The organism is Staphylococcus schweitzeri (assembly GCF_002902405.1).
GTDB classification, from domain to species: Bacteria; Bacillota; Bacilli; order Staphylococcales; family Staphylococcaceae; genus Staphylococcus; species Staphylococcus schweitzeri.
In genome coordinates, this window is sequence record NZ_PPQS01000039.1 from 48,648 (window position 1) to 74,205 (window position 25,558).

General features: G+C 30.6%; 30 protein-coding genes and 1 riboswitch. Of the genes, 1 reads left to right on the forward strand and 29 read right to left on the reverse strand.

Going from position 1 to position 25,558, the window contains the following annotated elements; all coding sequences use genetic code 11:
• Nucleotides 1–68 precede the first annotated feature (68 nt).
• A complete protein-coding gene (locus CD116_RS08255) occupies nt 69–455 on the forward strand; it encodes a rhodanese-like domain-containing protein (RefSeq protein WP_001276571.1) in 387 nt (128 codons plus the stop codon).
• A gap of 280 nt (nt 456–735) precedes the next feature.
• On the opposite strand, the gene gcvPB is transcribed toward CD116_RS08255, so the two are convergent.
• The 29 genes from gcvPB to CD116_RS13940 all read right to left on the reverse strand — a co-directional run.
• Complete coding sequence (gcvPB, locus tag CD116_RS08260) at nt 736–2,208, reverse strand: aminomethyl-transferring glycine dehydrogenase subunit GcvPB (RefSeq protein ID WP_047549201.1); 1,473 nt, start codon at nt 2,206–2,208, stop codon at nt 736–738.
• Nucleotides 2,201–3,547: an aminomethyl-transferring glycine dehydrogenase subunit GcvPA gene (gene gcvPA, locus CD116_RS08265; RefSeq protein WP_047425698.1), complete on the reverse strand. Its 1,347-nt coding sequence runs from the start codon at nt 3,545–3,547 to the stop codon at nt 2,201–2,203. The genes gcvPB and gcvPA overlap by 8 nt, the downstream gene beginning before the upstream one ends.
• Before the next feature lie 18 nt (nt 3,548–3,565).
• The gene (gene gcvT, locus CD116_RS08270) at nt 3,566–4,657 is read right to left on the reverse strand and encodes a glycine cleavage system aminomethyltransferase GcvT (RefSeq protein WP_047532011.1); all 1,092 of its coding nucleotides are present in this window, start codon (nt 4,655–4,657) and stop codon (nt 3,566–3,568) included.
• Between the two features lie 73 nt (nt 4,658–4,730).
• A riboswitch (glycine riboswitch) is annotated at nt 4,731–4,827 on the reverse strand.
• The gene (locus CD116_RS08275) at nt 4,814–5,338 is read right to left on the reverse strand and encodes a shikimate kinase (RefSeq protein ID WP_047549198.1); all 525 of its coding nucleotides are present in this window, start codon (nt 5,336–5,338) and stop codon (nt 4,814–4,816) included. Its footprint overlaps the riboswitch before it by 14 nt.
• The gene (locus tag CD116_RS08280) at nt 5,325–5,474 is read right to left on the reverse strand and encodes a hypothetical protein (protein WP_078101697.1); all 150 of its coding nucleotides are present in this window, start codon (nt 5,472–5,474) and stop codon (nt 5,325–5,327) included. Before CD116_RS08280 ends, CD116_RS08275 begins: the two co-directional genes overlap by 14 nt.
• 98 nt (nt 5,475–5,572) lie before the next feature.
• The gene (locus CD116_RS08285; protein WP_224757349.1) at nt 5,573–6,070 is read right to left on the reverse strand and encodes a competence type IV pilus minor pilin ComGF; all 498 of its coding nucleotides are present in this window, start codon (nt 6,068–6,070) and stop codon (nt 5,573–5,575) included.
• The gene (locus tag CD116_RS08290; protein ID WP_047532015.1) at nt 5,988–6,287 is read right to left on the reverse strand and encodes a hypothetical protein; all 300 of its coding nucleotides are present in this window, start codon (nt 6,285–6,287) and stop codon (nt 5,988–5,990) included. The genes CD116_RS08285 and CD116_RS08290 overlap by 83 nt, the downstream gene beginning before the upstream one ends.
• Nucleotides 6,274–6,720 (reverse strand): competence type IV pilus minor pilin ComGD, encoded by a 447-nt coding sequence (gene comGD / locus CD116_RS08295; protein WP_078101689.1) that lies wholly within the window; start codon nt 6,718–6,720, stop codon nt 6,274–6,276. Before comGD ends, CD116_RS08290 begins: the two co-directional genes overlap by 14 nt.
• The gene (comGC, locus tag CD116_RS08300) at nt 6,698–7,009 is read right to left on the reverse strand and encodes a competence type IV pilus major pilin ComGC (RefSeq protein ID WP_047532019.1); all 312 of its coding nucleotides are present in this window, start codon (nt 7,007–7,009) and stop codon (nt 6,698–6,700) included. Before comGC ends, comGD begins: the two co-directional genes overlap by 23 nt.
• A 13-nt stretch (nt 7,010–7,022) precedes the next feature.
• Nucleotides 7,023–8,093 carry a competence type IV pilus assembly protein ComGB gene (gene comGB, locus CD116_RS08305; RefSeq protein WP_047532021.1) on the reverse strand — a complete coding sequence of 357 codons (1,071 nt, stop codon included), beginning with the start codon at nt 8,091–8,093 and terminating at the stop codon, nt 7,023–7,025.
• Nucleotides 8,065–9,039: a competence type IV pilus ATPase ComGA gene (comGA, locus tag CD116_RS08310; protein ID WP_047425712.1), complete on the reverse strand. Its 975-nt coding sequence runs from the start codon at nt 9,037–9,039 to the stop codon at nt 8,065–8,067. Before comGA ends, comGB begins: the two co-directional genes overlap by 29 nt.
• Nucleotides 9,040–9,090: 51 nt before the next feature.
• On the reverse strand, nt 9,091–9,714 hold the full coding sequence (locus tag CD116_RS08315; protein ID WP_047549195.1) for an MBL fold metallo-hydrolase: 624 nt from the start codon (nt 9,712–9,714) through the stop codon (nt 9,091–9,093).
• Nucleotides 9,711–10,040: an MTH1187 family thiamine-binding protein gene (locus tag CD116_RS08320; RefSeq protein ID WP_047532027.1), complete on the reverse strand. Its 330-nt coding sequence runs from the start codon at nt 10,038–10,040 to the stop codon at nt 9,711–9,713. Before CD116_RS08320 ends, CD116_RS08315 begins: the two co-directional genes overlap by 4 nt.
• On the reverse strand, nt 10,040–11,026 hold the full coding sequence (locus CD116_RS08325; protein WP_047532029.1) for an ROK family glucokinase: 987 nt from the start codon (nt 11,024–11,026) through the stop codon (nt 10,040–10,042). The genes CD116_RS08320 and CD116_RS08325 overlap by 1 nt, the downstream gene beginning before the upstream one ends.
• On the reverse strand, nt 11,026–11,226 hold the full coding sequence (locus tag CD116_RS08330; protein ID WP_047425719.1) for a YqgQ family protein: 201 nt from the start codon (nt 11,224–11,226) through the stop codon (nt 11,026–11,028). The genes CD116_RS08325 and CD116_RS08330 overlap by 1 nt, the downstream gene beginning before the upstream one ends.
• Nucleotides 11,207–12,670 (reverse strand): rhomboid family protein, encoded by a 1,464-nt coding sequence (locus CD116_RS08335; protein ID WP_047532032.1) that lies wholly within the window; start codon nt 12,668–12,670, stop codon nt 11,207–11,209. Before CD116_RS08335 ends, CD116_RS08330 begins: the two co-directional genes overlap by 20 nt.
• 11 nt (nt 12,671–12,681) lie before the next feature.
• Complete coding sequence (locus CD116_RS08340; RefSeq protein WP_047549191.1) at nt 12,682–13,221, reverse strand: 5-formyltetrahydrofolate cyclo-ligase; 540 nt, start codon at nt 13,219–13,221, stop codon at nt 12,682–12,684.
• A 184-nt stretch (nt 13,222–13,405) separates the two neighbouring features.
• Nucleotides 13,406–13,555, reverse strand: coding sequence for a 50S ribosomal protein L33 (rpmG, locus tag CD116_RS08345; RefSeq protein ID WP_001265709.1), 150 nt, complete (start codon nt 13,553–13,555; stop codon nt 13,406–13,408).
• A gap of 109 nt (nt 13,556–13,664) precedes the next feature.
• A complete protein-coding gene (locus CD116_RS08350) occupies nt 13,665–15,734 on the reverse strand; it encodes a peptidoglycan D,D-transpeptidase FtsI family protein (protein ID WP_047549188.1) in 2,070 nt (689 codons plus the stop codon).
• A 120-nt stretch (nt 15,735–15,854) separates the two neighbouring features.
• On the reverse strand, nt 15,855–16,454 hold the full coding sequence (locus CD116_RS08355) for a superoxide dismutase (RefSeq protein ID WP_047425726.1): 600 nt from the start codon (nt 16,452–16,454) through the stop codon (nt 15,855–15,857).
• Nucleotides 16,455–16,735: 281 nt separating this feature from the next.
• Complete coding sequence (locus CD116_RS08360) at nt 16,736–17,146, reverse strand: Fur family transcriptional regulator (protein ID WP_047549185.1); 411 nt, start codon at nt 17,144–17,146, stop codon at nt 16,736–16,738.
• The gene (locus CD116_RS08365; RefSeq protein ID WP_047530126.1) at nt 17,133–17,996 is read right to left on the reverse strand and encodes a metal ABC transporter permease; all 864 of its coding nucleotides are present in this window, start codon (nt 17,994–17,996) and stop codon (nt 17,133–17,135) included. The genes CD116_RS08360 and CD116_RS08365 overlap by 14 nt, the downstream gene beginning before the upstream one ends.
• 40 nt (nt 17,997–18,036) lie before the next feature.
• Nucleotides 18,037–18,822: a metal ABC transporter ATP-binding protein gene (locus tag CD116_RS08370; RefSeq protein WP_047549182.1), complete on the reverse strand. Its 786-nt coding sequence runs from the start codon at nt 18,820–18,822 to the stop codon at nt 18,037–18,039.
• A gap of 125 nt (nt 18,823–18,947) precedes the next feature.
• Complete coding sequence (locus CD116_RS08375; RefSeq protein WP_047530122.1) at nt 18,948–19,838, reverse strand: deoxyribonuclease IV; 891 nt, start codon at nt 19,836–19,838, stop codon at nt 18,948–18,950.
• A 9-nt stretch (nt 19,839–19,847) separates the two neighbouring features.
• Nucleotides 19,848–21,194: a DEAD/DEAH box helicase gene (locus CD116_RS08380; protein WP_047549179.1), complete on the reverse strand. Its 1,347-nt coding sequence runs from the start codon at nt 21,192–21,194 to the stop codon at nt 19,848–19,850.
• Nucleotides 21,195–21,307: 113 nt separating this feature from the next.
• Nucleotides 21,308–22,408: a Nif3-like dinuclear metal center hexameric protein gene (locus CD116_RS08385; protein ID WP_047549176.1), complete on the reverse strand. Its 1,101-nt coding sequence runs from the start codon at nt 22,406–22,408 to the stop codon at nt 21,308–21,310.
• A gap of 2 nt (nt 22,409–22,410) precedes the next feature.
• Entirely contained in the window at nt 22,411–23,088 is a 678-nt protein-coding gene (locus tag CD116_RS08390; protein WP_047549173.1) for a tRNA (adenine(22)-N(1))-methyltransferase, read from the reverse strand.
• A gap of 128 nt (nt 23,089–23,216) precedes the next feature.
• Nucleotides 23,217–24,323 carry an RNA polymerase sigma factor RpoD gene (gene rpoD, locus CD116_RS08395; protein ID WP_001283055.1) on the reverse strand — a complete coding sequence of 369 codons (1,107 nt, stop codon included), beginning with the start codon at nt 24,321–24,323 and terminating at the stop codon, nt 23,217–23,219.
• A gap of 221 nt (nt 24,324–24,544) precedes the next feature.
• The coding region (locus tag CD116_RS13940; protein ID WP_240625121.1) for a toprim domain-containing protein at nt 24,545–25,558 on the reverse strand (1,014 nt) is incomplete at its 5' end.

The following is a 25,558-nucleotide window of genomic DNA, read 5'->3' on the forward strand; positions in this document are numbered from 1 at the left end:
GAAATATTTTGATAATTTGACCTAACAGTCTTATAATTATATTATCGTTTAATTAGGGAGGATGCAAGATGAGTGCTAGTTTGTACATCGCAATAATTTTAGTTATAGCAATTATTGCTTATATGATTGTTCAACAAATTCTTAACAAGCGAGCTGTTAAAGAATTAGATCAAAATGAATTCCATAATGGGATTAGAAAAGCTCAAGTCATCGATGTTAGAGAGAAAGTTGACTATGATTATGGTCATATTAATGGTTCTCGCAATATTCCTATGACAATGTTTAGACAAAGATTCCAAGGATTAAGAAAAGACCAACCGGTTTATCTATGCGATGCTAATGGGATTGCAAGTTACAGAGCTGCTCGTATTTTAAAAAAGAATGGATATACAGATATCTATATGTTAAAAGGCGGCTATAAAAAATGGACTGGAAAAATTAAGTCTAAGAAGTAGTTATTTGTTTTAGTAAACTTAATACAAGATACTTAAAAATCTGAGTGTTTATTGATAACCAATTTAAATACTCAGATTTTATTATTTATATTGGTTCAGCTGTATTACTTGAGGTTGTTGAAATTACTCAATCATATTTCAACAGTCTTTTTTTCTAAAGTTTCAGTAATATATATATTATGAATTAACAATAAACACCTTACATTTTCTCAACCACTAAAATCAAATAAAAAGACTAGTGAGTATAATTCATATACCCACTAGTCAATTCATTATTTATTTATTTTTCTTGCTTAAGATTTTCAAATTTAAGAATTGGCTTACGTGCAGCAGTTGCTTCATCTAATCTGTCAATAACAGTCGAGTGTGGTGCTTCCAATACTTTATCTGGATCATTTTTAGCTTCTTCAGCAATGCTTATTAAACTATCAATAAAGTAATCTAACGTTTCTTTTGACTCCGTTTCAGTCGGTTCAATCATCATACCTTCCTCTACATTAAGAGGGAAGTAAATCGTAGGTGGATGAACTCCAAAATCTAATAATCGTTTAGCCATATCTAAAGTTCTAACACCAAATTCTTTTTGGCGGACGCCACTTAAGACAAATTCATGCTTACAATATTGTTTATAAGGAATTTCAAAATGTTCTGATAAACGCGCCTTAATGTAATTTGCATTCAAAACAGCTGCCTCTGAGACTTCTTTAAGTCCAGTCGCCCCCATCGTTCTAATATACGTATAAGCTCTTAAATAAATTCCAAAATTACCGTAAAATGGTTTGACACGGCCGATTGAATGTTTAATATCATTATCATATTTAAAAGTGTCACCGTCTTTAATGACCATTGGTTTAGGTAGATAGCTAGCAAGTTCTTTAACTACACCAACCGGGCCTGAACCTGGGCCGCCACCGCCATGAGGGCCAGTAAATGTTTTGTGTAAATTTAAATGTACCGCATCAAATCCCATATCTCCCGGACGCACTTTATCCATAATGGCATTTAAATTAGCACCATCATAATATAATAAACCTCCAGCATTATGAACGATTTCACGAATTTCCATTATATTTTTTTCGAAAATACCTAAAGTATTAGGATTTGTTAACATAATTGCTGCAGTATTTTCATTTACAACACTTTTTAAGTCATCGATATCAACTTCTCCACGCTCATTAGATTTTACAGTAACCGATTTAAATCCTGCAAAAGAAGCTGAAGCTGGATTCGTTCCATGTGCTGAATCAGGAACAATTACTTCATCACGATGACCTTCACCATTATTTTCATGATACGCTTTAAAAATCATAAGCGCAGTCCATTCACCGTGTGCACCAGCAGCTGGTTGTAAAGTAACTTCATCCATACCAGTAATTTCTTTCAACTCTTCTTGTAAACTATAAATAATTTCTAATGATCCTTGGACTTGATCTTCATCCTGTAATGGGTGTGATTCACTAAAGCCAGGAATTCTAGCCACTTTCTCATTAATTTTAGGATTGTATTTCATAGTACATGACCCTAATGGATAAAATCCGTTATCGACACCAAAATTTTTATTTGATAGTTCTGTATAATGTCGAACTAAATCTAATTCAGCAACTTCTGGAAACTCCGCTTTATTTTTACGAATAAATTTATCATCTAATAATGATTCTACTGCATCTGATTTGATTTGGCTTTGTGGTAATGAATATGCATATCTGCCTTCACGAGATCTTTCAAAAATTAATTGACTTGATTTACTAGTCATTTAACTCACCAACTTTCTCTACAAATGTATCAATTTCATCTTTTGTTCTTAATTCAGTTACAGCAATTAACATGTGGTTTTTAAAGTCGTCTGAAACAACGCCTAGATCAAAGCCACCAATAATATTTTGCTTAACTAATTCTTTATTAATTTGTTGAATTGGTTTGTCAAATTTGACTACAAATTCATTGAATGAAGTGCCTTCAAGTACTTCGAAGCCTTTATTAATAAATTGCTGTTTAGCATAATTTGCGTGTTCAAAATTTTGAACAGCAATGTCATATATACCCTGTTTGCCAAGAGCTGACATTGCAATGGATGATGCTAGAGCATTTAATGCTTGGTTTGAACAAATGTTAGAAGTCGCTTTATCACGTCTAATATGTTGCTCACGTGCTTGCAATGTTAAAACAAAACCTCTATTTCCTTCGTCATCTTGCGTTTGACCAACTAGTCTACCTGGTACTTTACGCATTAATTTTTTCGTAGTTGCAAAATATCCACAATGTGGACCACCAAATTGTGCGGGAATGCCAAATGGTTGAGTATCTCCTACTACAATATCTGCTCCAAATGTACCTGGTGGTGTAAGTAATCCTAAAGCTAGAGGATTCGCATATACAATGAAGAGTGCTTTTTTATCTTCAACAAAGCTATGAATTCTTTCTAAATCCTCAATAGAGCCATAGAAATTTGGATATTGTACGGCAACAGCTGCTGTATCATCATCCACTGCTTGCTCTAATTTATTTAAATCTGTTACAGTGCCATCTAAATCGATTTCAACTATTTCAAATTCCTTACGTGTTTTAGCATAAGTATGCAGTACTTGTAGTGCTTGATAATGTAAACCTTTAGAAACTACAATTTTATTCTTCTTAGTTTGGCTAAATGCTAAAATACATGCTTCTGCAAAACTAGTCATACCATCGTACATTGAAGAGTTTGCTACATCCATATCTGTTAGCTCACATATTAAAGTTTGGAACTCGAAAATAGCTTGTAATTCACCTTGAGAAATTTCAGGTTGATATGGTGTATAGGCTGTGTAGAATTCAGATCTAGAAATCATTGCATCTACAACTGATGGCGTATAATGATCGTACACACCTGCTCCTAAAAATGATGTATGTGTTTCTTTAGTAATATTCTTACTTGCGATACGATTTAATCTTCTAAGTAATGTTGTTTCTGCTTCACCTTCAGCGATATTTAAATCTCTATTTAATAAAATGTCACTTGGTACATCTCCAAATAATTCTCCAATAGATTTTGCACCAATCGTTTGTAACATCTCTTGTTTGTCTTCTTCAGTTAAAGGTATATAACGATGACTCACAATGCACACCCCTTTTAATTATTTATCAATTTGATTTTTCTTAACAATTTTCGCTTTTAATTGACGCTTACGAACTTGAACAAGTAATTCTCTACCCATTTCAAATTCATCTCTTTTTATCATCGCTAGAGCAATTGATTTACCTGATGATGGTGATTGAGTACCTGAAGTTACTTCGCCAATAATATTACCATCTAAATCCATGACTTCATAACCAGTTCTTGCAATTCCTTTTTCAAGTAATTCTAATCCCACCGTTCTTCTAGGGGCACCATTTTCTTTTTGATCTTTTAAAACTGATTTACCAATAAAGTCAGCTTCAATTAACGGTTTGCTCGCAAATGCGATGCCACCCTCATAAGGTGTAATTGATTCAGTTAAATCTTGACCATGTAGAGGTAATCCTGCTTCTAATCTTAATGTATCTCGAGCACCTAATCCACACGGTAATACGTTATATTCTAATAGTCCATCCCAAATTTTTTCTGTATCATTAATATCACAATAAATTTCGAAACCATCTTCACCAGTATATCCAGATTGAGATAAAATGACGTTTGTCCCAAGTAATTGAATATCCTTTTTGAATTCGAACATACCCATTTCAGTGACATCAATATCTACTAAATCATTGATTAAGTTTCTTGCTTTTGGTCCTTGTATCGCTAATTGACCATACTGATTTGATACATTTTGAACTTCAACGTCAAATTTGTTTTTATGCTTTAAAATCCAATTATAATCTTTTTCGGTATTAGCAGCATTGACAACTAATAGATATTTTTCTTCATCTAATTTGTATATTACTAAATCATCTATGACGCCACCTTCTTCATTGCATAAAGCAGTATATAATGCCTTAGAAGATGTTAAATTATCAGTATCGTTTGATAATAAATATTGTACAAATTGACTAGCATCTTTACCTGTCACTTCAATTTCACCCATATGGCTTACATCAAAAAGGCCAATTTCGTGACGAACAGCATTATGCTCTTCTTTAATACTTGAAAACTGAACAGGCATAGCCCATCCACCGAATTCTACAATTTTAGCACCTCTATCAACATAATTTTGATATAAAGGTGTTTGTTTTAAATCACTTGACATTGAAATACCCCCTTAAAATTAAAAAACAGGATAGCTTTTGCTACCCTGTTTATAAATCACCAATTCAGGAACGCGTTACAGTATTATCCTTTTGCCTGAGAGTTTCGTAATAATTACTTGCACCTTCGGCGATAGAGTCTAACTGCTCTATTCTCTCTAATACTGATCACTCGCATTTATTAAATTTAGCAATTCATAATATATTTCTGAAATTGATAGCAGATTACTATCTAATTTCTTGAATGCGATTTCATTATATCTTAAAAACCGAGAGCAATACAAGTCATTTAATTGCTTTAATGTCTTATTGTTAGCATTCGGACGATGTGAATCATGATTTATTCTGTTGAATAAAATTTCGATTTCACAGTCTAACCAAATAATGTTTTTTTGATTTTTCAAATAATTGAATGCATCATCACTTTCAATGATACCTCCACCTGTAGCAATAATATCCGCATTATTAACACACTCTTGTAAATATTTAAATTCAAGTTCTCTAAAATAACATTCACCCTTCTGATTAAAGATTTCTGGAATTGTTAATTTTTGTTTTTCTTCAATATATAAGTCAAGATCAACAAAATTCAAATTTTGTTTTTCTGCAACATATTTGCCAATTGTTGACTTACCACTACCCATGAAACCAATTAATATAATTGGTGTTTTATTTAGCTCCATGTCCTTCCCCTTCTTTCAAAAGCAAAACAATCTTGTTTTTATAGTCAATTTCTAAATTATGTAATGTCTTTAATTTTAAACTATACTGACTCATATAAAAAGTGAAAATCGCAAAATAAATTGCAGTAAGCATCAACAAAAATGGAGTAACATAGCCGTTTTGTTGTAATCTATTAAATTTTATTGTTACATTCACTACCTTTATCAATTTTTAACATTAGTTAACAGACGAACTTAAACAAACATTATTTTATTACGTATTAATGCACCATCTTTTAATGATATTGATATTCGCAAAATAGCATCTTGATCTTTATCAATCGAAAATGACAGGACATTATTTAACATCGTTATATTCCCCTTATCATTAATTGTTTTTATAATTTTATTATTCAATAATTTATACTCAATTTGCTCGTTTGTTTTATTAATAAGGATGCTATGTGGTTTAATTTCAATTTGTTTTCTATCTATTGTTTTAAAATCATCAATTAGGTCACTTGCAAAGAATTCAAAATCAACACTTGTTAAATCTTTGCTCTCATTTAAAAACGTCTTACTTATTTTTATTGTGCCAGGTACAATTAGTAAAATAATACTTATTGTCATCATCGCTAATATCATTTCAATTAACGAAAAAGCTTTTATTTTAATATTGAATACATTCTTTAAATTTTGAAGAATTTTCATTAGTAATTGCACAAATTTGCTTATCATCCAACTTAATAACATATTCTCCAATTGTTACTCCTTTTTTTAGCTTATTTATACTATTGATTGAAGCTGCAGTTAGAATCGTCTTTGATGCATCAATACTTTTTATTTCATTATAAAAATTCATATGCATTTGATTCATCATTGGTATTAAAACTAAACATATTAATCCCAATAACATAAGTGCTGCCATGCTATCTAAAAGGAATGATGCTTTTAATTTATAATTTTTCATAACGAATTCTTCCTTTTTCAATATGGAATATTATTCTATAAACCATGTTGTTTTTTTCAATCGAAATGCTCCCAAATTTATTAACGTTTCCATGTTTATCAAAATAAATCGAATCCACTTTCGTAACATTAATTATTTTCCCAACTTTTAATTTTAAATAATAAAACTTATTTTTCTCAATCACTTTAATTGTGTCACTATTTTCATAAAATCTTACATTAATAAAACTTTGATTAGCGATTGCTTTTGATTTAAGATAATTCAATTCAGTAATTAATGAAATGATATTCGTTTCATCATTGATAACTTTGAAATCGTTTAGCCTATTTGATGTCATAGTCAATAGAAGAAAACAACTAACAATCATCATTGCAACAAGCATTTCAATAAGAGTAAATGCCTGCTGTTTTCTAATTTGCAATGGCTTCTCCATTACTAATAGAAATTATCTCACCAGATTTACATGTTTTTTGTGCCTCTTTAATAAATCCATCAGCTACTAATTCATCAATTGAAGAAGGATTTCTATTGTGCTTCAATGCATATGCTTCGATTTGACTATTAACCATTTTCACCTGTGCATTACATCCAGTAGCTTGGATATGAGATGTTTGTTTAGCAATGTTAGGAATAATTAATATTAATAATAAACTTATAATTAACAGAACTAATAACATTTCTATTAAAGTAAATGCCTTTGCTTTTTTAATTACTTTCAACATATTATTACCTCCACTAGTTAATACTTTGCATCATCTGAAACATAGGTAACATTATTACTAAATAAATTGCGACAATAAAAAGTCCTAAAATTAAAAATAAAATCGGTTGAATAAATCGTGTTTGACGTTTGGCTTTTTCTTCAAGTTGATTTACTAAAATTTGAGAATACAATCTTAGCTCAACTTCTAATTTCCCTCTTTTTTCACCTTGCTGTATAAACTTAATTAATTGTGGTTTAAAACATTTTAATTTCGATAAAATTTCTGGCAAGCTATATCCCTTTTCTGAAAATGTTAATAAATATTCACCTAGAAACTGTCTAAAAGGATCACTACTATGATTGACATAAACATCAACGATAGATTGAAGTGTAATACCGTTTTTATAGAATAAAACCAATTCATTTGTGACAAAATACGTTTTAAACAACTGATAATAACTAGATAAAATCGGTATCTTCACCATAAAATTGATTTTACATAACATCGTTAACCTGTTATAAATTAATTTTATTGAAATAGTTACAATCGAAATAAGAAAAATTATTATTAATATTAATGAGGGTAAACTGGAGATAAAAAAGGAAAGCGCTTTTTGAAATGTTGATAATTTAATATTCATTGAAGTATATAGCTGTTGAAATTGTGGAATAACAGTGATATTCAACATCATAATCATCCCTATAAATACTGAAACTAACACTAAGGGGTATTGTAAAGTTTTTAATAGTCTTTGCTCGGATTTTCTATTTATCTTCATAAAATTCACTGTTTCATCTAAAATATCTACAATATTGCCAAACCTTTCTGCTAAGTAAAGTTGCATTACTACAGTATCACTATAGCCTAACATAGCTAATACTTTGCTACACGATGCACCATTTGAAATTTCGCTAAGAATCTTTGATGGTAATTCTTTATCTTTATATTTAATTTGAAGGTTTAGAAACTGAAAGCTTTGATATAAGGTGAACCCAAATTCTAGTAAATTCTTTAAATTTACAATTAGGTCTATTTGTTGTGATTTGTTTAATTGACGTTTCTTAGAATGATTTTTAAATATACTTATCCATTGTACTTTCACAAATGACACCTGCTTTTGTCATATCATCAAGCTTTGTTTCTAGTTTTTTAAATGAGGTAGGTAATGAATGATTATGCGAGAAGAAATACTGAAGTTGTTGTTGTGATAAAATCTCACACACTAATTGTCGTTGCTGTTTAATTGTAGTAACAAGTCTTTGATTTATAATTAAATTAGTTGCTTGTATTAGTTCTTGTACTGAAATGCCCATTTCTAGTAATCTTAAAATTGCACCTTTGCAATCTGTTGCATGTAAGGTAGTTAGTACTAGATGACCACTTAAACTCGCTTGGATAACACATTTAGCTACCTCCTTATCTCTAATTTCACCTATAAGAATAACATCTGGATCGCACCTTAATATCGCTTTAAATGAATTTACATAGTTAATCCCAGCTTTTTCATTTAGGTTTATTTGAACTATTCCAGGAATTTGCATTTCTACAGGGTCTTCAATTGATATAACATTTAAATTTAACGCTTTGTTAGCGTATGAGACCATTTGATACATCAAGGTACTTTTACCCGAACCAGTCGGACCACTAAATAACAATAAGCCTTGTTTCTTATTCATTAAATGTTTAAAATCATTAAATTTATACGTTGATTTAGTTTGTTGGAAATATTGAGGAACTATTCTTATCACACAACTTTCTTGGCCAAGTGATAATGGCAATGTTGAAATTCTTAAAAAATAAATTTTATTAAAGTGATAGCTATATCGACCACTCTGTGCAACTTGTTGCGTAGAAACATCGAGACCTGCTTGAAATTTCATATATACTAATAACTTTTGATAAATACTATTTCCAATTACCTCATACTGTTCCAAGTTATCATTTATACGAAATTTAATACTCACTTCATTATGAACAGGAATAAAATGTACATCACTCGCTTTCATTTCTATCGCTTTATTGATTATTTCTTGAAATAAAATCTTCATAAAAATACCTCCTACATATATTCACGTAGAAGGTATTTTAATTACTCTATTTTATCCATGTAAAAATGGATTTAATTGTTCATTTTCAACTGTCGTGTATGGGCCATGTCCAGGAAATAAAGGTAAGTCATCTTCTAATTCAAAAATTTTATCTTGAATTGAATCAACTAATGTTTCATAATCCCCTTTATATAAATCTGTACGACCTATACCATTATTAAATAATGTATCCCCAACTACAGCAAACTCATCGAATACATAAGTTAAACTACCTGGTGAATGTCCAGGCGTGTGTAACACATTAAACTTAAACCCTGAGATTTCAGCCTTTCCTTCGTCAAGCTTTTCAGGATTTACTTTGCTTGTAATAATCGGTAGTCCATACTGTTTAAATTTATCTGCGCCATTTTTAACTGGATCCTTTAAAAAATCAAACTCTGATTCATGCATGTATACTGGAACATTATAACGTTCAACGATATCATCAATAGCACCAATATGATCAAAATGAGCATGTGTGAGTAATATAGCTTTCAAAGGTTTATTAATTTGATTTAATTTTTTTATGATTTTATCACTTTCGCTTGATGGATCTACTAAAATAACAGCTTTATCATTTTCGATGAAATACGTATTTGTATCAACAAACCCTAATGTTAAGTTTGATATTCTCATTCGTTTTCACCACTATTTTCTAAATGCTTTTGTACTGATGTAAGTTTATCATTCATCTGTCTAAACTTGTCTCGTCGATCATCGATTCGTATATTAGTACAAACTCTACTCAAACCTTTATCAAATGGTAATTCATGTATGACCTTAACAACCTCTAGTAAATCGCTTAATTCACCTTCGATTAATGTATTCATAGGAGTTAATTGAAAATCAATTTTCCCCATATCTTTATACTCTTGAAGTTTTCTCTGAATATCAGCAATATATTTACTAACACTTGGACCTTCAGTTCCAACTGGAATAACAACTACATCAACAATTGCCATTATTTTTCCCCCTCTTTATCTAATACATATGTCTTAATTAAACCTGCTGCACCAGTAATACCAGCATCATTACCTAACTTTGCTTGTACAATTTCAGTTTCAAATTGTGCCGGTTTAAATGTTAAATTATGATATTCTGTTTTAATATTTTCAATTAAAATAGGTCCTGCCGTCGACATCCCTCCGCCAAGGACAATATATTTAGGGTTACTTGTTACACTAATAATACTACACAAATATCCAATATAGTTTGCTACTTTTTCAGTTATAAAAATACAGAACTGATCACCCGCTTTAGCAGCATCGAAAACAGCTTTAGCTGTAACTTTATTCTCTTTAATTAATTCTAATATTGAAGATCTAAAAGTTAATTTTGGATAGTAGAAATTAACTAAATTAACAACACCTGTGGCAGATGCAACCGTTTCAATGCAGCCAGAACGACCACAATTACATTTGAATCGTTGATCAAAATCCGCTCTAAAATGCCCGATTTCTGCGCCAGAACCATTATGTCCATGAACGATTTCACCATTTGAAATGATACCTCCACCTAGACCTGTTCCAAGAGTAATTGCGACAACATCATCAGCACCTTCACCTGCACCTTTATGTTTTTCCCCTAAAGCAGCAATGTTTGCGTCATTATCTACAAAAACTGGACAGTCAACAAACTGTTCAAATATTTCACGCACATTTACTTTTCCTGGCCAATATAAATTAACTGCACCGTTAACTGTGCCATTTTCAAAATCAACCGGTCCTGGCACACCAATACCTACCCCTAATACATTAGAAAAGTTATAATTATTGGCATCAACTTGTTCAACAAATGAATCATAGATACCTTTTAAAAGTGTATATCCTGTGCTATCAGTTGTATCTGTATGGATTGACCATTTATGTAATTGTTCTAAATCAGGTGTGAAAATCCCTAATTTACAAGTTGTTCCGCCTACATCAGCTGCTAAAATAATTTTTGTCATTACTGTTCATTCCTTCTCTGATTAATTATCAACATACATTTCAAATATTCTTCCTTGGATATAAGTTCAAATTGATATAGTGATGAAATTTCTTGCTGAATCATTTCATACATATCTTGTGGATTCTTAAAATAAATTAGAAATCCGTAACTTTTCAATAATTGTTGCACATCATAAAAGTTATTTATTTTTCGACTCATTTGATTTAGTCAACTCTTTTTCTAGGTTAATATAATCTGTATTTTTAGGATTTGTATTCAATGCTTTACGCACATATTTTAATGCTTTTTCATCATCATTTAATGAACGATTTGCAATTGCTAGCTCAAAATTTAAAATTCCTGATTTAGGAAACATTCTAAGTCCTCTCTCCCATTCAGTCATACCTTCAGATTTAGAGTTTTGAGTTGCCAAAATCATACCGCTTAAATAATAAGTTTGATCGTCTGCATAATTTTTATTAATTGTTTGTTTAACAATATTTTGAGCATTATCATAATTGCCACTAAGCATATCATCCTTAATTAGCTTATTATAAATATTATCTTCTTTAATTGTAAATATTCTAATTTGAAGAGCTATAAATATAACTAATAATGCTATAAGTAAAATCCAAAATATTTTACGATTTACATTAAAATAATAGCCAATTAATGTTATTAACAAACCACCTGCGAATCCACCAATATGCGCTACGATATTGATATTGGACATAAATAATGACACACCAATCAAGATTACTAATGCTATCATTAACTGTCCTAGCATTTTTTTATTAAATGTCTTAGAGACATACATCATTGCAAAAATTGAGCCAATTAATCCAAATATAGCACCACTTGCACCAACCGATATTGTTGTCGTATTGAACGATAAAGATACAAAGTTACCAAATAATCCTGCTATAAAATAAATACTTAACATTCTCCATGAACCAAGAATTGCTTCGACTATTTTACCAAAAATAAACAACGAAAGCATATTCATAAGTATATGTTCGAAACTAAAATGTAAAAACATAGATGTGATAATTCTATACCATTCACCATGTATGACATTAAAATGCACAAGTCCGCCAACATCTAGAAGTTTTACATCAGAAAAATTATTTAAATATAAAATCATACATAGCCATATTAAGACATTAATAAATATTAACATGTACGTTGCCGGTGAAAATTTCTGCATATACTTATCTAAAAAATTATCAGTTAATACTTTACGTTTATAAAACATAAATGTTTTTTTATCATTATCTTCAGAAATCATCTTAGCCAAAATAAAATTCGGCATTTGCTTAATTAAATCTTTTGTGGTTCTTATAATATTAAATTTAATTTTAATCGGTGCAAATTCATTTAATTGTTCTTCTGAAAATGACGCTTCTGTAAAATAATAAAATTCAAAGCTTTGTGGTTCAAAAGATATAAATTCAGCGATTTCAGTTTTATGATCTAGAACTTTTGCTTTATCGAAGCGCATTTCCTGTGTAGAATTAATGTGTTTCTTAAAAATAGCAACTTGTTTTTTTCTTTTATGTGCCAACCATATTTCTTGGTCATCTTTCTCCCTACTGACAATATCGAAATTTAAATACCTAATCCAATAATAAATTGTTTTCCAAAATTGTTTGTCTATGTTCATTTAGTCCTCCACTATGCTGATTTATATATAATCAGTTTATCGACTGCTTGATCAAATGATTCTGATTCAAAAGATGTTAATTGAAAATCGTATAGTAAGCTGATTGTCTTCGTCCGGTATTCGGCTAAAAATTTATCATAATAGCCACCGCCGTATCCTATTCTATATCCATCATTTTGAAAACCAACACCTGGCACAACAACTAAATCCAAAGCGTTTGTAATTTCACCTTCTGAAGTCGAAAAATAAATCCCCTTGTTATCAACTTCAATGTCGTCTAGATTAAATATTTCTTTAAAAGTCATTTGACGATTTAAATAATCCATTTCTGGTACAAAAACTCGTTTACGTTGATTCAATGCATGTGAAATGATTGAAAAAGTATCTACCTCATGTTTGAATGAAAGAAACAATGCAATTGTAATTGCCTCTTTATATTCACTAGTTTCAAAAAATTTATTAGCTAGCCATTTGTCAGCCTTTTGCTTTTCACTTTTATTAAAGTTTTTCATTTTATGTAAAATTGTTTGTCTAATCTCTTTTTTAGTCACATTATCACCCACTTTATTCAATACTATTATATCGTTTATAGCTATTCATGTCATTAAGTTGCCCTATTGATTTATGCGATAATTCATTTAAATAATCTAGTACCTTGTCACAAAATACAAATAAAAAGGTGAAATCTCGTTTAATTGAGATTTCACCTTTTTATTGTTATTTAAATTTCAATGATTATTTAGTTTCACGGTGTAAAGTTTGTTTGTTTTCACGTGAACAGAATTTTTTCATTTCAACACGTTCTGGATTATTTCTTTTATTTTTAGTTGTAATGTAGTTTCTGTCACCACATTCCGTACAAGCTAATGTTACGTTTACGCGCATGGTTCTTCCTCCTTATCATTTCTAAATACGACTTTATTATTATACCAACATCTATATTATTTGCAAAGTTAAAATTTTACAACCATATGCTTCTAGTAGACATTAAACTTTATTTATCTTTGTCTTTATCATCTTTACCTAGTTGTTTGAAATAATAATTAATGACATCTCTACCTAGGTCTCCACCAGTTAACCATGGTGGTGGTACTGGTTGATTTGTATAGACAATTGAAAATGCTAGTTTCGGATCATCAATCGGAGCATATCCAATATATGTTGAGTTAACTCTAGGTTCGCCATTTTGGAATACCTCAGCCGTACCAGTTTTACCAGCAGATGGTACAACAGTATCTTTAAAACTTACATAACCTGTACCATCTTTTTCATTAAACGCCATTTTAAAACCTTCTTGAACTTGTTTGATTTCTTTTTCAGTATTATTAACTTTATTCAATACAGTTCCAGTGATTTTCTTTTTAAGTGGACCAACTTCATCTTTATTAGTCGATTCATGAATTGTTAAACCGATATGCGGTTGAATTCGATATCCATCATTTGCAATCGTCGAAATATATTGCGCCAACTGTAATGGTGTATAAGTATCATACTGACCAATTGATAAATCAAGATAATTACCTGGATTATTAGTTAATGGCTCAATTTGACCGCGTGTCTCATTTGGTAAATCGATGCCTGTTTTTACACCTAAACCAACTTGATTAAGTCCTTTTCTTAATTTCTGTGCAGGAGAACTTATATCTGAAGGTAAAGGCATGCCAGAATAATATGGATCACCAGCTAACTTCAGAGCTGTTTTAAACATATATACGTTAGATGAATGCATTAATGCTTGTTTATCATTAATTGAAACATGACCGTTTTTATTAAAGTAAGATCGTTTAGTCAAACCACCTTGGAAATGTAAAGGTTCATCGACCATTGTCTCTCCAACTTTAATCGCCTTATTTTGATAACCAGCTAGTAATGTGCCACCCTTTACTGATGAACCAACTGCAAATTGTGATGTAAATGTACCAATATCATAATCAGTCATTTTACCATTTTTGTTAATTTGTTTTCCTGCTAAAGCAAGTATATCCCCATTTTTAGGATTCTGAACAACTATCATAGCATTATCCATATCTTTAGCACCTTGACTTCGCAGCTTCTTAATTTGCTTGTCGAGTAGTGCTTCTACCTCTTTTTGTAAATCAATATCTATTGTTAGTTTTAAGTCTTGCCCACGAGCACCTGGATTTACCACTTCAGATGATGTCACTTTGCCAGATTTATCTGTTGTATATTTCATCTCTTTTTTCTTACCACGTAACACATCTTCATACTGATATTCTAAATATGATTTTCCAACACGATCATTTCGAGAATAGCCTTTAGATAAATATTGTTCCGTTAATTCTTTTGGAATACCTTCTGATGGTGTAGAAACATCCCCAAATATACCTCTTAATGTATCTCCATATGGATACTTTCTATCCCAATCCATTGCAGTGTTTACTCCTGGTAACTTTGAAAGTTGTTGTGAAACCGCCGCATATTCTTTTTCACTAACATCTTCATTTTTTATCATTTGTGGATCTAATACAGTTCCTGCATTCATCTCACGATAAATTGCTAACACTTGTAAATCCTTAGAAGACAGTTCATTAAGTTGTGATTTTCCAATTTTTGACAAAAGTTGTTTATCATATTGGTCTTGCTTAATACTACCATCTACTAGCATTGATTGTTCTTTTGCCATCAGTGACTTAGCTTTTTTAGGATGTAATTGAATCCAAAAGTCTTTTTTATCTCTTTCTGTAATTTTCTTTGTGTCCATCTTAATAAGCTTTGATAACTTTTCGGCCGTGTCTAACATTTCTGATTGCGTTGTTTTACGACCGCGAGTATATGTAATAGCCATTTTTGACGCATTATCTACTAAAACTTTCCCGTTTCTATCTAAAATACGACCTCTTGGCACAGACTCATTTACAGTAATATTTTCATCATTTTTAATGATTTGTTTATAATGAGTACCTTGTGCAATTTGTAAATAACCTAAGCGTAGTACGAGTACTGCAAAAATAAATACAATCACACCAAATATAAAATTGATTCTTTTATTAATTGTATTTTGAACGATTTCATCATTTGATTTTTCTTTTAGCCTTTTTAACAAAACTACCTACCTCTATTCAAAGTCTTTCACTTTAAATGATATATGAATTTCAAAATTATTTCTATCTTTTTGACAAAAAAATAACGGTCTCATTCAAGAGACCGAAGGAGTTATTACTAATTATTTTGCAGCATTGTATAATTCGTCAACTTTTTCCCAGTTAACAACATTCCAAAATGCACCAATATAATCAGGACGTTTGTTTTGATATTTTAGGTAATAAGCGTGTTCCCATACGTCTAAACCTAAAATCGGTGTTTTACCTTCTGTTAATGGGTTATCTTGGTTTGGTGTAGTAACGATTTCTAACTGGCCATTGTTAACTACTAACCAAGCCCAACCTGAGCCAAAGCGTGCAGCTGCTTTGTCAGCAAATTCTTTTTTAAATTCATCTAAAGAACCCCATTGTTCTTTAATTTTTTCTACTACAGTACCTTTTTCTTCTGAGTTTGGTGATAGTAATTCCCAGAATAATGAATGGTTTAAATGTCCACCACCGTTGTTACGTACAGCTGTTTGAATATTAGCTGGTACACTGTCTAAATTAGCAACGATTTCTTCGATAGATTTAGATTCTAAATCTGTACCTTCGACTGCTGCATTTAATTTCGTAACATAAGTGTTATGATGTCTGTCATGGTGAATTTCCATAGTTTCTTTGTCAAAATGTGGTTCTAATGCATCAAATGCGTATGGTAATTTTGGTAATTCAAAAGCCATAAATAATCATCCTCCTAAAATGTCTGTAAGTAAATAATAACAAGCAGAACGTGCTACAACAAAGAATTTGCTTATATTTGTCCACTTGCTATTTTGTCTACTTATTTAATATAACTCAAAACAAAAATAATTAAACATTTTACTTCAAAAAAGTTAACGTAATTACTATAAATCATACGAACGGAGTATGATTTTAAAATATCTATACCTTTTCCAATAAAAATAAAAAATGAGATTTATGCATTTATCTGACCAAATGTACATAAATCTCATTTTTAATATTAATCTTGGCAAGTTTCACATATACCATAAACTTCAAGTTTATGTTTGTGAATATTAACACCTGGTAGTGATAATTTTATTTGGTCAATAGGACAATAATCTATCACTTTTGTATCTCCACATTTTTCACAAATAAAATGATGATGGTGGTGTTTTGTACACGCAATTCTAAATTTCATTTCACCATCAAGTTCTGTATTTTCGATTATCCCTAAATCTTTAAACAAATGTAGATTTCTGTAAATCGTATCAAATGAAATACCTGGATAATTTTCATCCATAACTTGTTGTATATACTTAGCATTAATATATTTATCTTCTTCAACGAAAATATCTAACATATCTTTACGTTTATCTGTATATTTTAAACCGTTCTTTTTTAATATTTTAATAGCATCATTTGTATTCATTGATATTAGCTCCCTTTTTAAACTTCATTCGCATTTTCTGATAAGCCATTGTAATCATGAGTATAATGACAAGTAATACTACAATTACCCCACCCGGAGAGATATCCATATAAAACGCTAGGACTAAACCTAAAATAACTGATAATTCTCCTAAAAAAACACTCAGTAATATCAATTGTTTAAAACTTTTAGTTAATCTCATACTAATAGCAATTGGCAATGTGATTAACGCACTAACTAATAATATCCCTACTACGCGCATTGAGGCTGAAATAACCATTGCTACGATTACAATAAATAAAAATTGAATCCATTTTGGAATACCGATGACTTTACTGTACTCTTCATCAAATGACAATATAAACAGTTCTTTGTAGAACAGAATGATAAACAGAACAACGATAATTGCAATGGTGATAATCGTTGTTAAATCACTTATATTCACTGCACTAATAGAACCAAACAACAACCCTACAATTTCTTGATTAAATCCATCAGCTAATGATATAAAAATTGCACTTAATGCAATACCAGCACTCATAATAATTGGAATTGCTATTTCTTGGTATGCTGAGTATGACGTTCTTAATTTTTCAATTAACAATGCCCCAACAATTGCAAATAATATACCAAACCACATCGGATTAATAAAAACAAGTGTCGGCATTACAGTTAATAAAAACATACCAAATGAAATACCACCTAATGTTACATGGCTTAATGCATCAGCAATAAGTGAAAGTCGTCTTACAACAATAAAAGCACCAATTAAAGGCGCAATAAAACCTATTAAGATACCACTTATTAAAGAGTACCTCATAAAATCAAAATTTAGTAATGCATCTATCAATTTTGACACGCCTTTCCATTTTAATTAAAATCATAATTTATTAATTACAACATTCTCGATTATGTTGATGATCAACAAAACGTACAGGATGTCCATAAATTTTTGAAATTTCTACTTCATCAAGTGATTTAAATTCATCTGTTGTACCATGAAAATGTAAATGCTTGTTTAAACATGCAACTTCTGTTGCTGTATCTGCTACCACTCCAATATCATGTGTAACTAAAATAATAGTAATTCCTTCTTGTTTTAATTGATCTAACGTATTATAAAATTCATTTACATGTTTTGCATCAATACCATTCGTTGGTTCATCTAAAACTAGTACCGAGGGCTCAGAAATTAATGCACGTGCAATCATCACACGTTGTTGCTGCCCTCCAGATAATTCTGCTATGTTTTTATGAATCAAATCATCTATGTTCAGCCTCTCAAGTACTTTTATTACTTTTTCATTATCATCGTTATTAAATGTTTGAAACAGTCTTTTGGTTTTAGTTAAACCACTTAAAACAACTTCTTTAACACTACCTGGAAAACCAGAATTAAATGCATTTGCTTTTTGTGAAACATAACTTAATTTAATAGATGTTTTTTTATTTTTGAAATTTTCACCTTCCACAATTATTTCGCCATTTTGTAGAGGTAGCAAACCTAATATCAATTTAAGTAAAGTTGATTTACCAGCACCATTAGGCCCAACTATTGCTAAAAATTCACCTTTATTTATTTTGATGTTAATATTTTCTAACACCTTTTTATGATCGTAATTATAATTGACATTTTTCAATTCAAAGACTGGTGTCATCGTATTCTCACCTCGCATTTAACTATACAACTCATAGTAACATATGTAAACAGTAATGTTTCCGACTGGTATTTATACATAATAAAGAGACATGCCCCTTTCAAGTTATAGTTTACAATCCACTTGAAAGGAGCATTATCAATTTATTGTTCCATTACTTTATTTTTAAGTTCTGGATCAAATTGTTGTTGTTTTAACATTTCAATTTCTAATTTATAAGGTGGTTTTTTATTTTTTTTATCTTCACCAACATAAGGTGTTTCTAAGATTTTTGGTATGTCTTTAAAACTATCATGATGGACGATATAATTTAATGCATCAAAACCAATATATCCGAAACCAATATTTTCATGTCGGTCTTTTTGAGCACCACGCTCATTTTTAGAATCATTTACGTGTACAACTTTAATTCTATCTACACCAATAATTTTATCAAATTCGTTTAATACCCCATCAAAATCTTCTTTGACATTATATCCAGCATCATGTGTATGACATGTATCAAAACATACTGATAATCGTTCGTTGTTATGTACACCATCAATGATTCGTGCTAATTCTTCAAATGAACGACCTATCTCTGTCCCTTTACCTGCCATTGTTTCAAGTGCGATACGAACGTTATTGTCATTTGTTAATACTTCATTTAATCCTTCGATTATTTTGGTAATTCCAGCATCAACACCAGCACCAACGTGTGCACCTGGATGTAACACAATATCTTTTGCACCTATAGCTTGTGTTCTTTCAATTTCTTGTTGTAAGAAATCTACACCAAGATTAAATGTTTCTGGTTTAGTTGTATTTGCAATATTAATAATGTAAGGTGCATGAACAACAATATTAGACAAGCCATATTTTTCCATTACTTCATGACCTTTAGTAATATTTAAATCTTCAATGCTCTTACGGCGCGTATTTTGTGGCGCACCTGTATATATCATAAATGTTGTTTCCCCATAATCATGCGCTTCTAATGCAGAACCTTCTAACATCTTTTTCCCACTCATTGAAACATGTGATCCTATTAACATTAAATACACCTAACCTTTTTTGTTTTGTTTACGCTTTTGTCTACTCTGTTGTTTACTAAATTGTTTACGTTCTTGACGCTTCATTTTTTCAACTTCTTGCTTAAATTTCTTTTTATATCCCGGTTTAACTTTATTTTTAATTTTACTTCTTACTTTATTTTTTACTTGATTTGTTAAATGGTCATCTTTACGCATTCTAGCTTGACGCTGATTATGTGCTTTAGTTTCTTTTAACTCACCATCTTTGATATCAACAGTATTGAAAACAAAACCACGGTCTTCTATTAATGAAATATTTGGCTCTTCGTCTGGACTATATAGCGTGATTGCTACACCTTTATAGTTACCACGACCTGTTCTACCAACTCTATGCGTAAAGAAATCAATATCATTTGGCACGTCGAAATTAATTACATGACTAACACCTTCAATATCAATACCTCTTGATGCTAAATCACTCGCAATAACATATTGGAATTCTAAATTACGAATACGTTTCATTTGCTGTTTACGCTCACGTGGTGTCAAACCACCGTGAATCATTCCAACTTTAATACCTGCTTCATTTAAAGAACGCGCTAAATCATTAGCATTATCTCTGCTATTACAGAAAATAATACATAAGTATGAATTTAATATATCAATTAAATTTAAAGTTTTTTCAACTTTTGCAGCACCCTTTGTTGGAATTAAAAAGAATTCAATGTTTTTTTTATTTTGCTTTTTACTGTCAACAGCTACAAATTCAGGATGACTTAAATATTTATTTAAAAATGGTTGTAATTGTTGCGGAATTGTCGCACTAAACACTGCGATATTCGCATTATCTTCAAGTCTTGAAGCAATATAGTCTACATCTTCTATTAATCCTAAGTCGATCATAAGATCAGCTTCATCAATTATTAAATATGATGCTAAGTGAACATGTAAATGTCCCGTTTTTGCTAAGTCATTAATTCTTGTTGGTGTACCAATAATTAATTGTGGTTGTGTGCTACAACGTTGTTTATCTTTTTCTATATCTGTACCACCAATGAATAATTTTACTGATACATCACTTTTAAATTGACTTAAATGATTCGCAGCATCGTGTAATTGTTGTGCGAGTTCTCTTGTTGGTGCAACTACGATTGCTTGTGGTTCTTTAATTTCGCTATCAATTAACTGCATTAATGGTAATAAAAATGCATGAGATTTTCCTGTACCTGTTTGAGATTGACCAATTAAATTAGTTCTCTTTAATATTCTTGGAATAATTCGATTCTGAATTTCAGTTGGCTTTTCAAAATTAAGGTCTTTCACAGCGTCAATTAAACTAGGTTCTAGATTAAATTGTTCAAATGGATGTTTTGCCATGATTTGGCCTCCTTATATGTTCATCTTTACTATTATAAAGTATAAATGTGCTATTTTAAATAAAAATATTAAAACCTCGAAATTTCAAAATTTAGAAATTCCGAGATTTTAGCTTAAATATATTGAAATGGATCTGTATTAATTGTTGATGTTTCAACATTTATATCTACATTAATAGTAGGCAGCCATTTGAGAAGTAATACTTTTAAACCTTCTTTCATAACATACTCACTATAATGATTAATATCTAATAAGTTGACTCCTTGAGTCTTCGCATCCAAAGCATCATGATGTTTAATATCACCAGTGACAAAAATATCTGCTCCTTGTTGAGCTGCTTGATATTCATATCCTATACCAGACCCACCAATCATTGCAATACGTTTAACTTTTTGATTAGGTCGACCTACAAAGCGCACACTCGGGATGTTCAATTTCAACTTAACTTCAGCAGCAAAATTTGCGATTGTCATTTCATTTTCTAATTCTGCAATAACACCTAAGCCAAACTGTGATGATTTTGTCATTTCTATAAAATCATAAACCGGCGTTTCGTATGGATGATGTTGCTTTATCAAATTTTCAGTCAGTAGCTTTTGATTTGCTGATATCATAAATTCAACTTTAATTTCATCCACATATTCAATATTGTTTATTTTACCTATTGTTGGATTTGCCCCACCAACAGGTTTAAATTGACCTTGTCCTTCACTTTCGAAAAAACAGTATTCGTAATTTCCTTCTTGAGCTAAACCATTTTCACTTAATTTATTTTTAAAATTCCGCACACTTTCCTTAGGAATATACGTTTGAACTTTATAGTAATTTTCTTGTTGGTTATTGATCACAGAAATATGTTTTAACCCTATTGCTTTTGCTAACATAACATTGACACCATTTGGATTAACATCCAAGTTTGTGTGCATCGCAATTAAATTAATATCATGTTGGATTAATTTTCTAATTATTAAACCATATCCTTCAGCTTTTAACGTTGTTAGGCCCTTAAATATTAAAGGATGATGACTAATAATCGTATTATAACCCTTATCTATTGATTCATTTACAACTTCTAACGTACAATCTAGTGCAGTCAAAATGCCTGTAACTTCAGCGTCACTATCTCCAATTAACAATCCTACATTATCCCAAGATTCAGCAGTTTCGAATGGAACATGCTTATCTAATAATGTCATTAAATCAGCTATTTTCATTACTATAACACCCTTTCAATTACTGCAATTTCTTCAGTAATTTGAGCTAATCGTGCATGATGTTGCTCTTTATTTAATTTTGATTTAATTTGATATAATGCCTCTAGCTCTCTTTGCCATTTTTTTATAAAACACTCATTTTTTTCAACTAGTAACTTAGGCCCAAATTTTAATTCATTTGTCGATAAATCTTTTAGTTGTTCATTATATTCAGATACAATAATTTCATAAACATGCCCTTTTTCTTCCATAATTATTTCATCAATAATTTCATATTTCAATTGTTGTAATGTATTTCGTAAATTTTCAGTTTGAATATTACTTTGTAAAATCAATCTTGGATGTTGAATTAATTTTTGTTGACCCTCTGTTAATATTTTAGCAATTAGTGGGCCACCCATTCCACAAATTGTTATATTATCAACTATATCTTCAGAGTGAATGACACTTAGTCCATCACCTAAACGAACATCGATTTTATTAGCTAGTTGATTTGCAGCTACATTTTTAACTGCTGCTTGAAAAGGTCCCTTGATTACTTCTCCAGCAACACCACTCTCACATAAACGATTTTGAATTGCAAAAATCGGTAAATATGCATGATCAGAACCTATATCAACAATTGTACCTTGTTTTAAAAATTTACTTACTGTCGTCAATCGCTCATTTAACGAAATCATTGTAATCTCCTTTATGTAAAAATGAGGTTGCACATTATTCAATGTACCAACCTCACTTATGATAAATATTAATTAAAGTTTTTAAGCACTAATTCATGTCCTTGTATTAAATATCAAATTGCTATAAATTAATCCATAAAGTCTTTCAATCGTTTACTACGACTTGGATGTCTTAATTTTCTAAGTGCTTTTGCTTCAATTTGACGGATACGTTCACGTGTTACACCGAAAACTTTACCTACTTCTTCAAGTGTTCTTGTTCTACCATCATCTAGACCAAATCTTAGACGTAATACATTTTCTTCTCTATCTGTTAATGTATCAAGCACATCTTCTAATTGTTCTTTCAACAATTCATACGCCGCATGGTCTGATGGACTTTGCGCTTCCTGGTCTTCAATAAAGTCACCTAAATGACTGTCATCTTCCTCACCAATTGGTGTTTCTAGAGAAACTGGCTCTTGTGCAATTTTTAAAATTTCACGAACTTTTTCAGCTGGTAAGTCCATTTCTTCACCAATTTCTTCAGGTGCTGGATCTCGACCTAAATCTTGTAAAAGTTGACGTTGCACACGTATTAATTTGTTAATTGTTTCGACCATGTGAACTGGGATACGAATTGTACGTGCTTGGTCAGCAATTGCGCGAGTGATAGCTTGTCGAATCCACCATGTCGCATAAGTTGAGAACTTAAAACCTTTATTAAAGTCAAATTTTTCAACCGCTTTAATAAGACCCATATTCCCTTCTTGAATTAAATCAAGGAATAACATACCTCGACCTACATATCTTTTAGCAATACTTACAACTAATCTTAAGTTAGCTTCTGCAAGTCGTGATTTTGCTACTTCGTCACCTTGTTCAATACGCTTAGCTAATTCAATTTCTTCTTGTGCACTTAATAAATTTACACGACCAATTTCTTTAAGATACATACGAACTGGGTCATTTATTTTAACACCTGGAGGAGCACTAAGATCACTTGGATTAAGTTTCTCGTCAGTATCTGAACTATCTTTTTCATTCACTAATGAAATATCATTATCATTTAATTGATCAAAGAAATCATCCATTTGATCTGAGTCTATATCGAAATTCTGAAGCTTTTCAGCAATTTCTTCATGGCTTAAATGACCCTCTTTTTTACCTTTTTCAATTAATTGCTTCTTAACATCTTCTAAAGTTAATGTCGGATCAATTGTTTGTTTTTTAATTTTAACTGTGTTATCAGACATGAAACGGCCTCCCGATTTTAAATATGAACATTCGAAATTTATTCAATATTGCTATTTTAAACCAAATTCTTAATTAATTCATCCATATTTTTAATTTTATTTTACAATTTGGAACTAATCCTTATAATAATTTTTCAATTTTGTTGTTTCAATAAGGTAACTATTATTTACCCTTATACATTTTGACATAATCATGTTTCAACTTACCAACTTAAAATACATTACATTCGTTCTTTATTTTTAGCAACTATTTGTTGCAGGTAGTATTTTTGTAATTCAATATCACCTATTCTAGTTGCTTCCCTTAATTTATGATTTAGTGATTCAACCGTCTCTTGACCGTTTTCATTTATTACATTGACGTAATCATCAATTTCATGTTCATACGGTTCATCATTTAAACTATATTGTTCCAAGCTTATAAGTGTTTCCCTGAGCTCATTAGAATCTACATATTGTACTGCATCGCTAATATTATATTGGTCATTTTCTGCATAAAAATCATGCAAAATATTAAATACGTATTTAAAGTGCTGATTCGTAAAGTTGTCTTTATCAACACTTTGATAATAATTTAAAAAAGTATCTTTATCGCGCATTAAATGTTTGAGAAAAGCACGTTCTGCTTTTTCATGCCGATTTAAATTATCAAATTGGGCTATACCAAGCGGTTCGGGTTCTATATAACCACCATAATCATCTTCTGGAAAATAATTTGCAGGTGATTGGTTAAATTGAATTTCATTTGCTAATTGTTCAGGATTAATATTGAAGTATGGTGCAACATCATTTAATGCTTTTTGTTGTAAAATTGAAGATTTCATAAGTGAAATATCGTGACTTATTTCTTTTAAATAACGTTCATATGAAAGGTCATTATGTGCAATTTCATCTTTCAATATTCCTACTTTATAATGTGCAAATGATTTTTTATCATTTTTAACAAAAGTGTTGAAAGCTTCGTCACCATATTTCCCAATATATTCGTCCGGATCCATTCCTGAAGGCAACTGAATTACAAAAACATTTAACCCCTGTTGTAACAAATGTTGTCCTGTTTTAAGTGTCGCTTCACTACCTGCAAAATCACCGTCAAACATTAACGTTATATTTGAAGTCAATTTACGTATAAATGTTATGTGGTCATCTGACAATTGAGTTCCCATCGTCGCAACAACATTTTTCAAACCTGCTGTATCAGATTTTATAACATCCATAAACCCTTCTAATAAAAC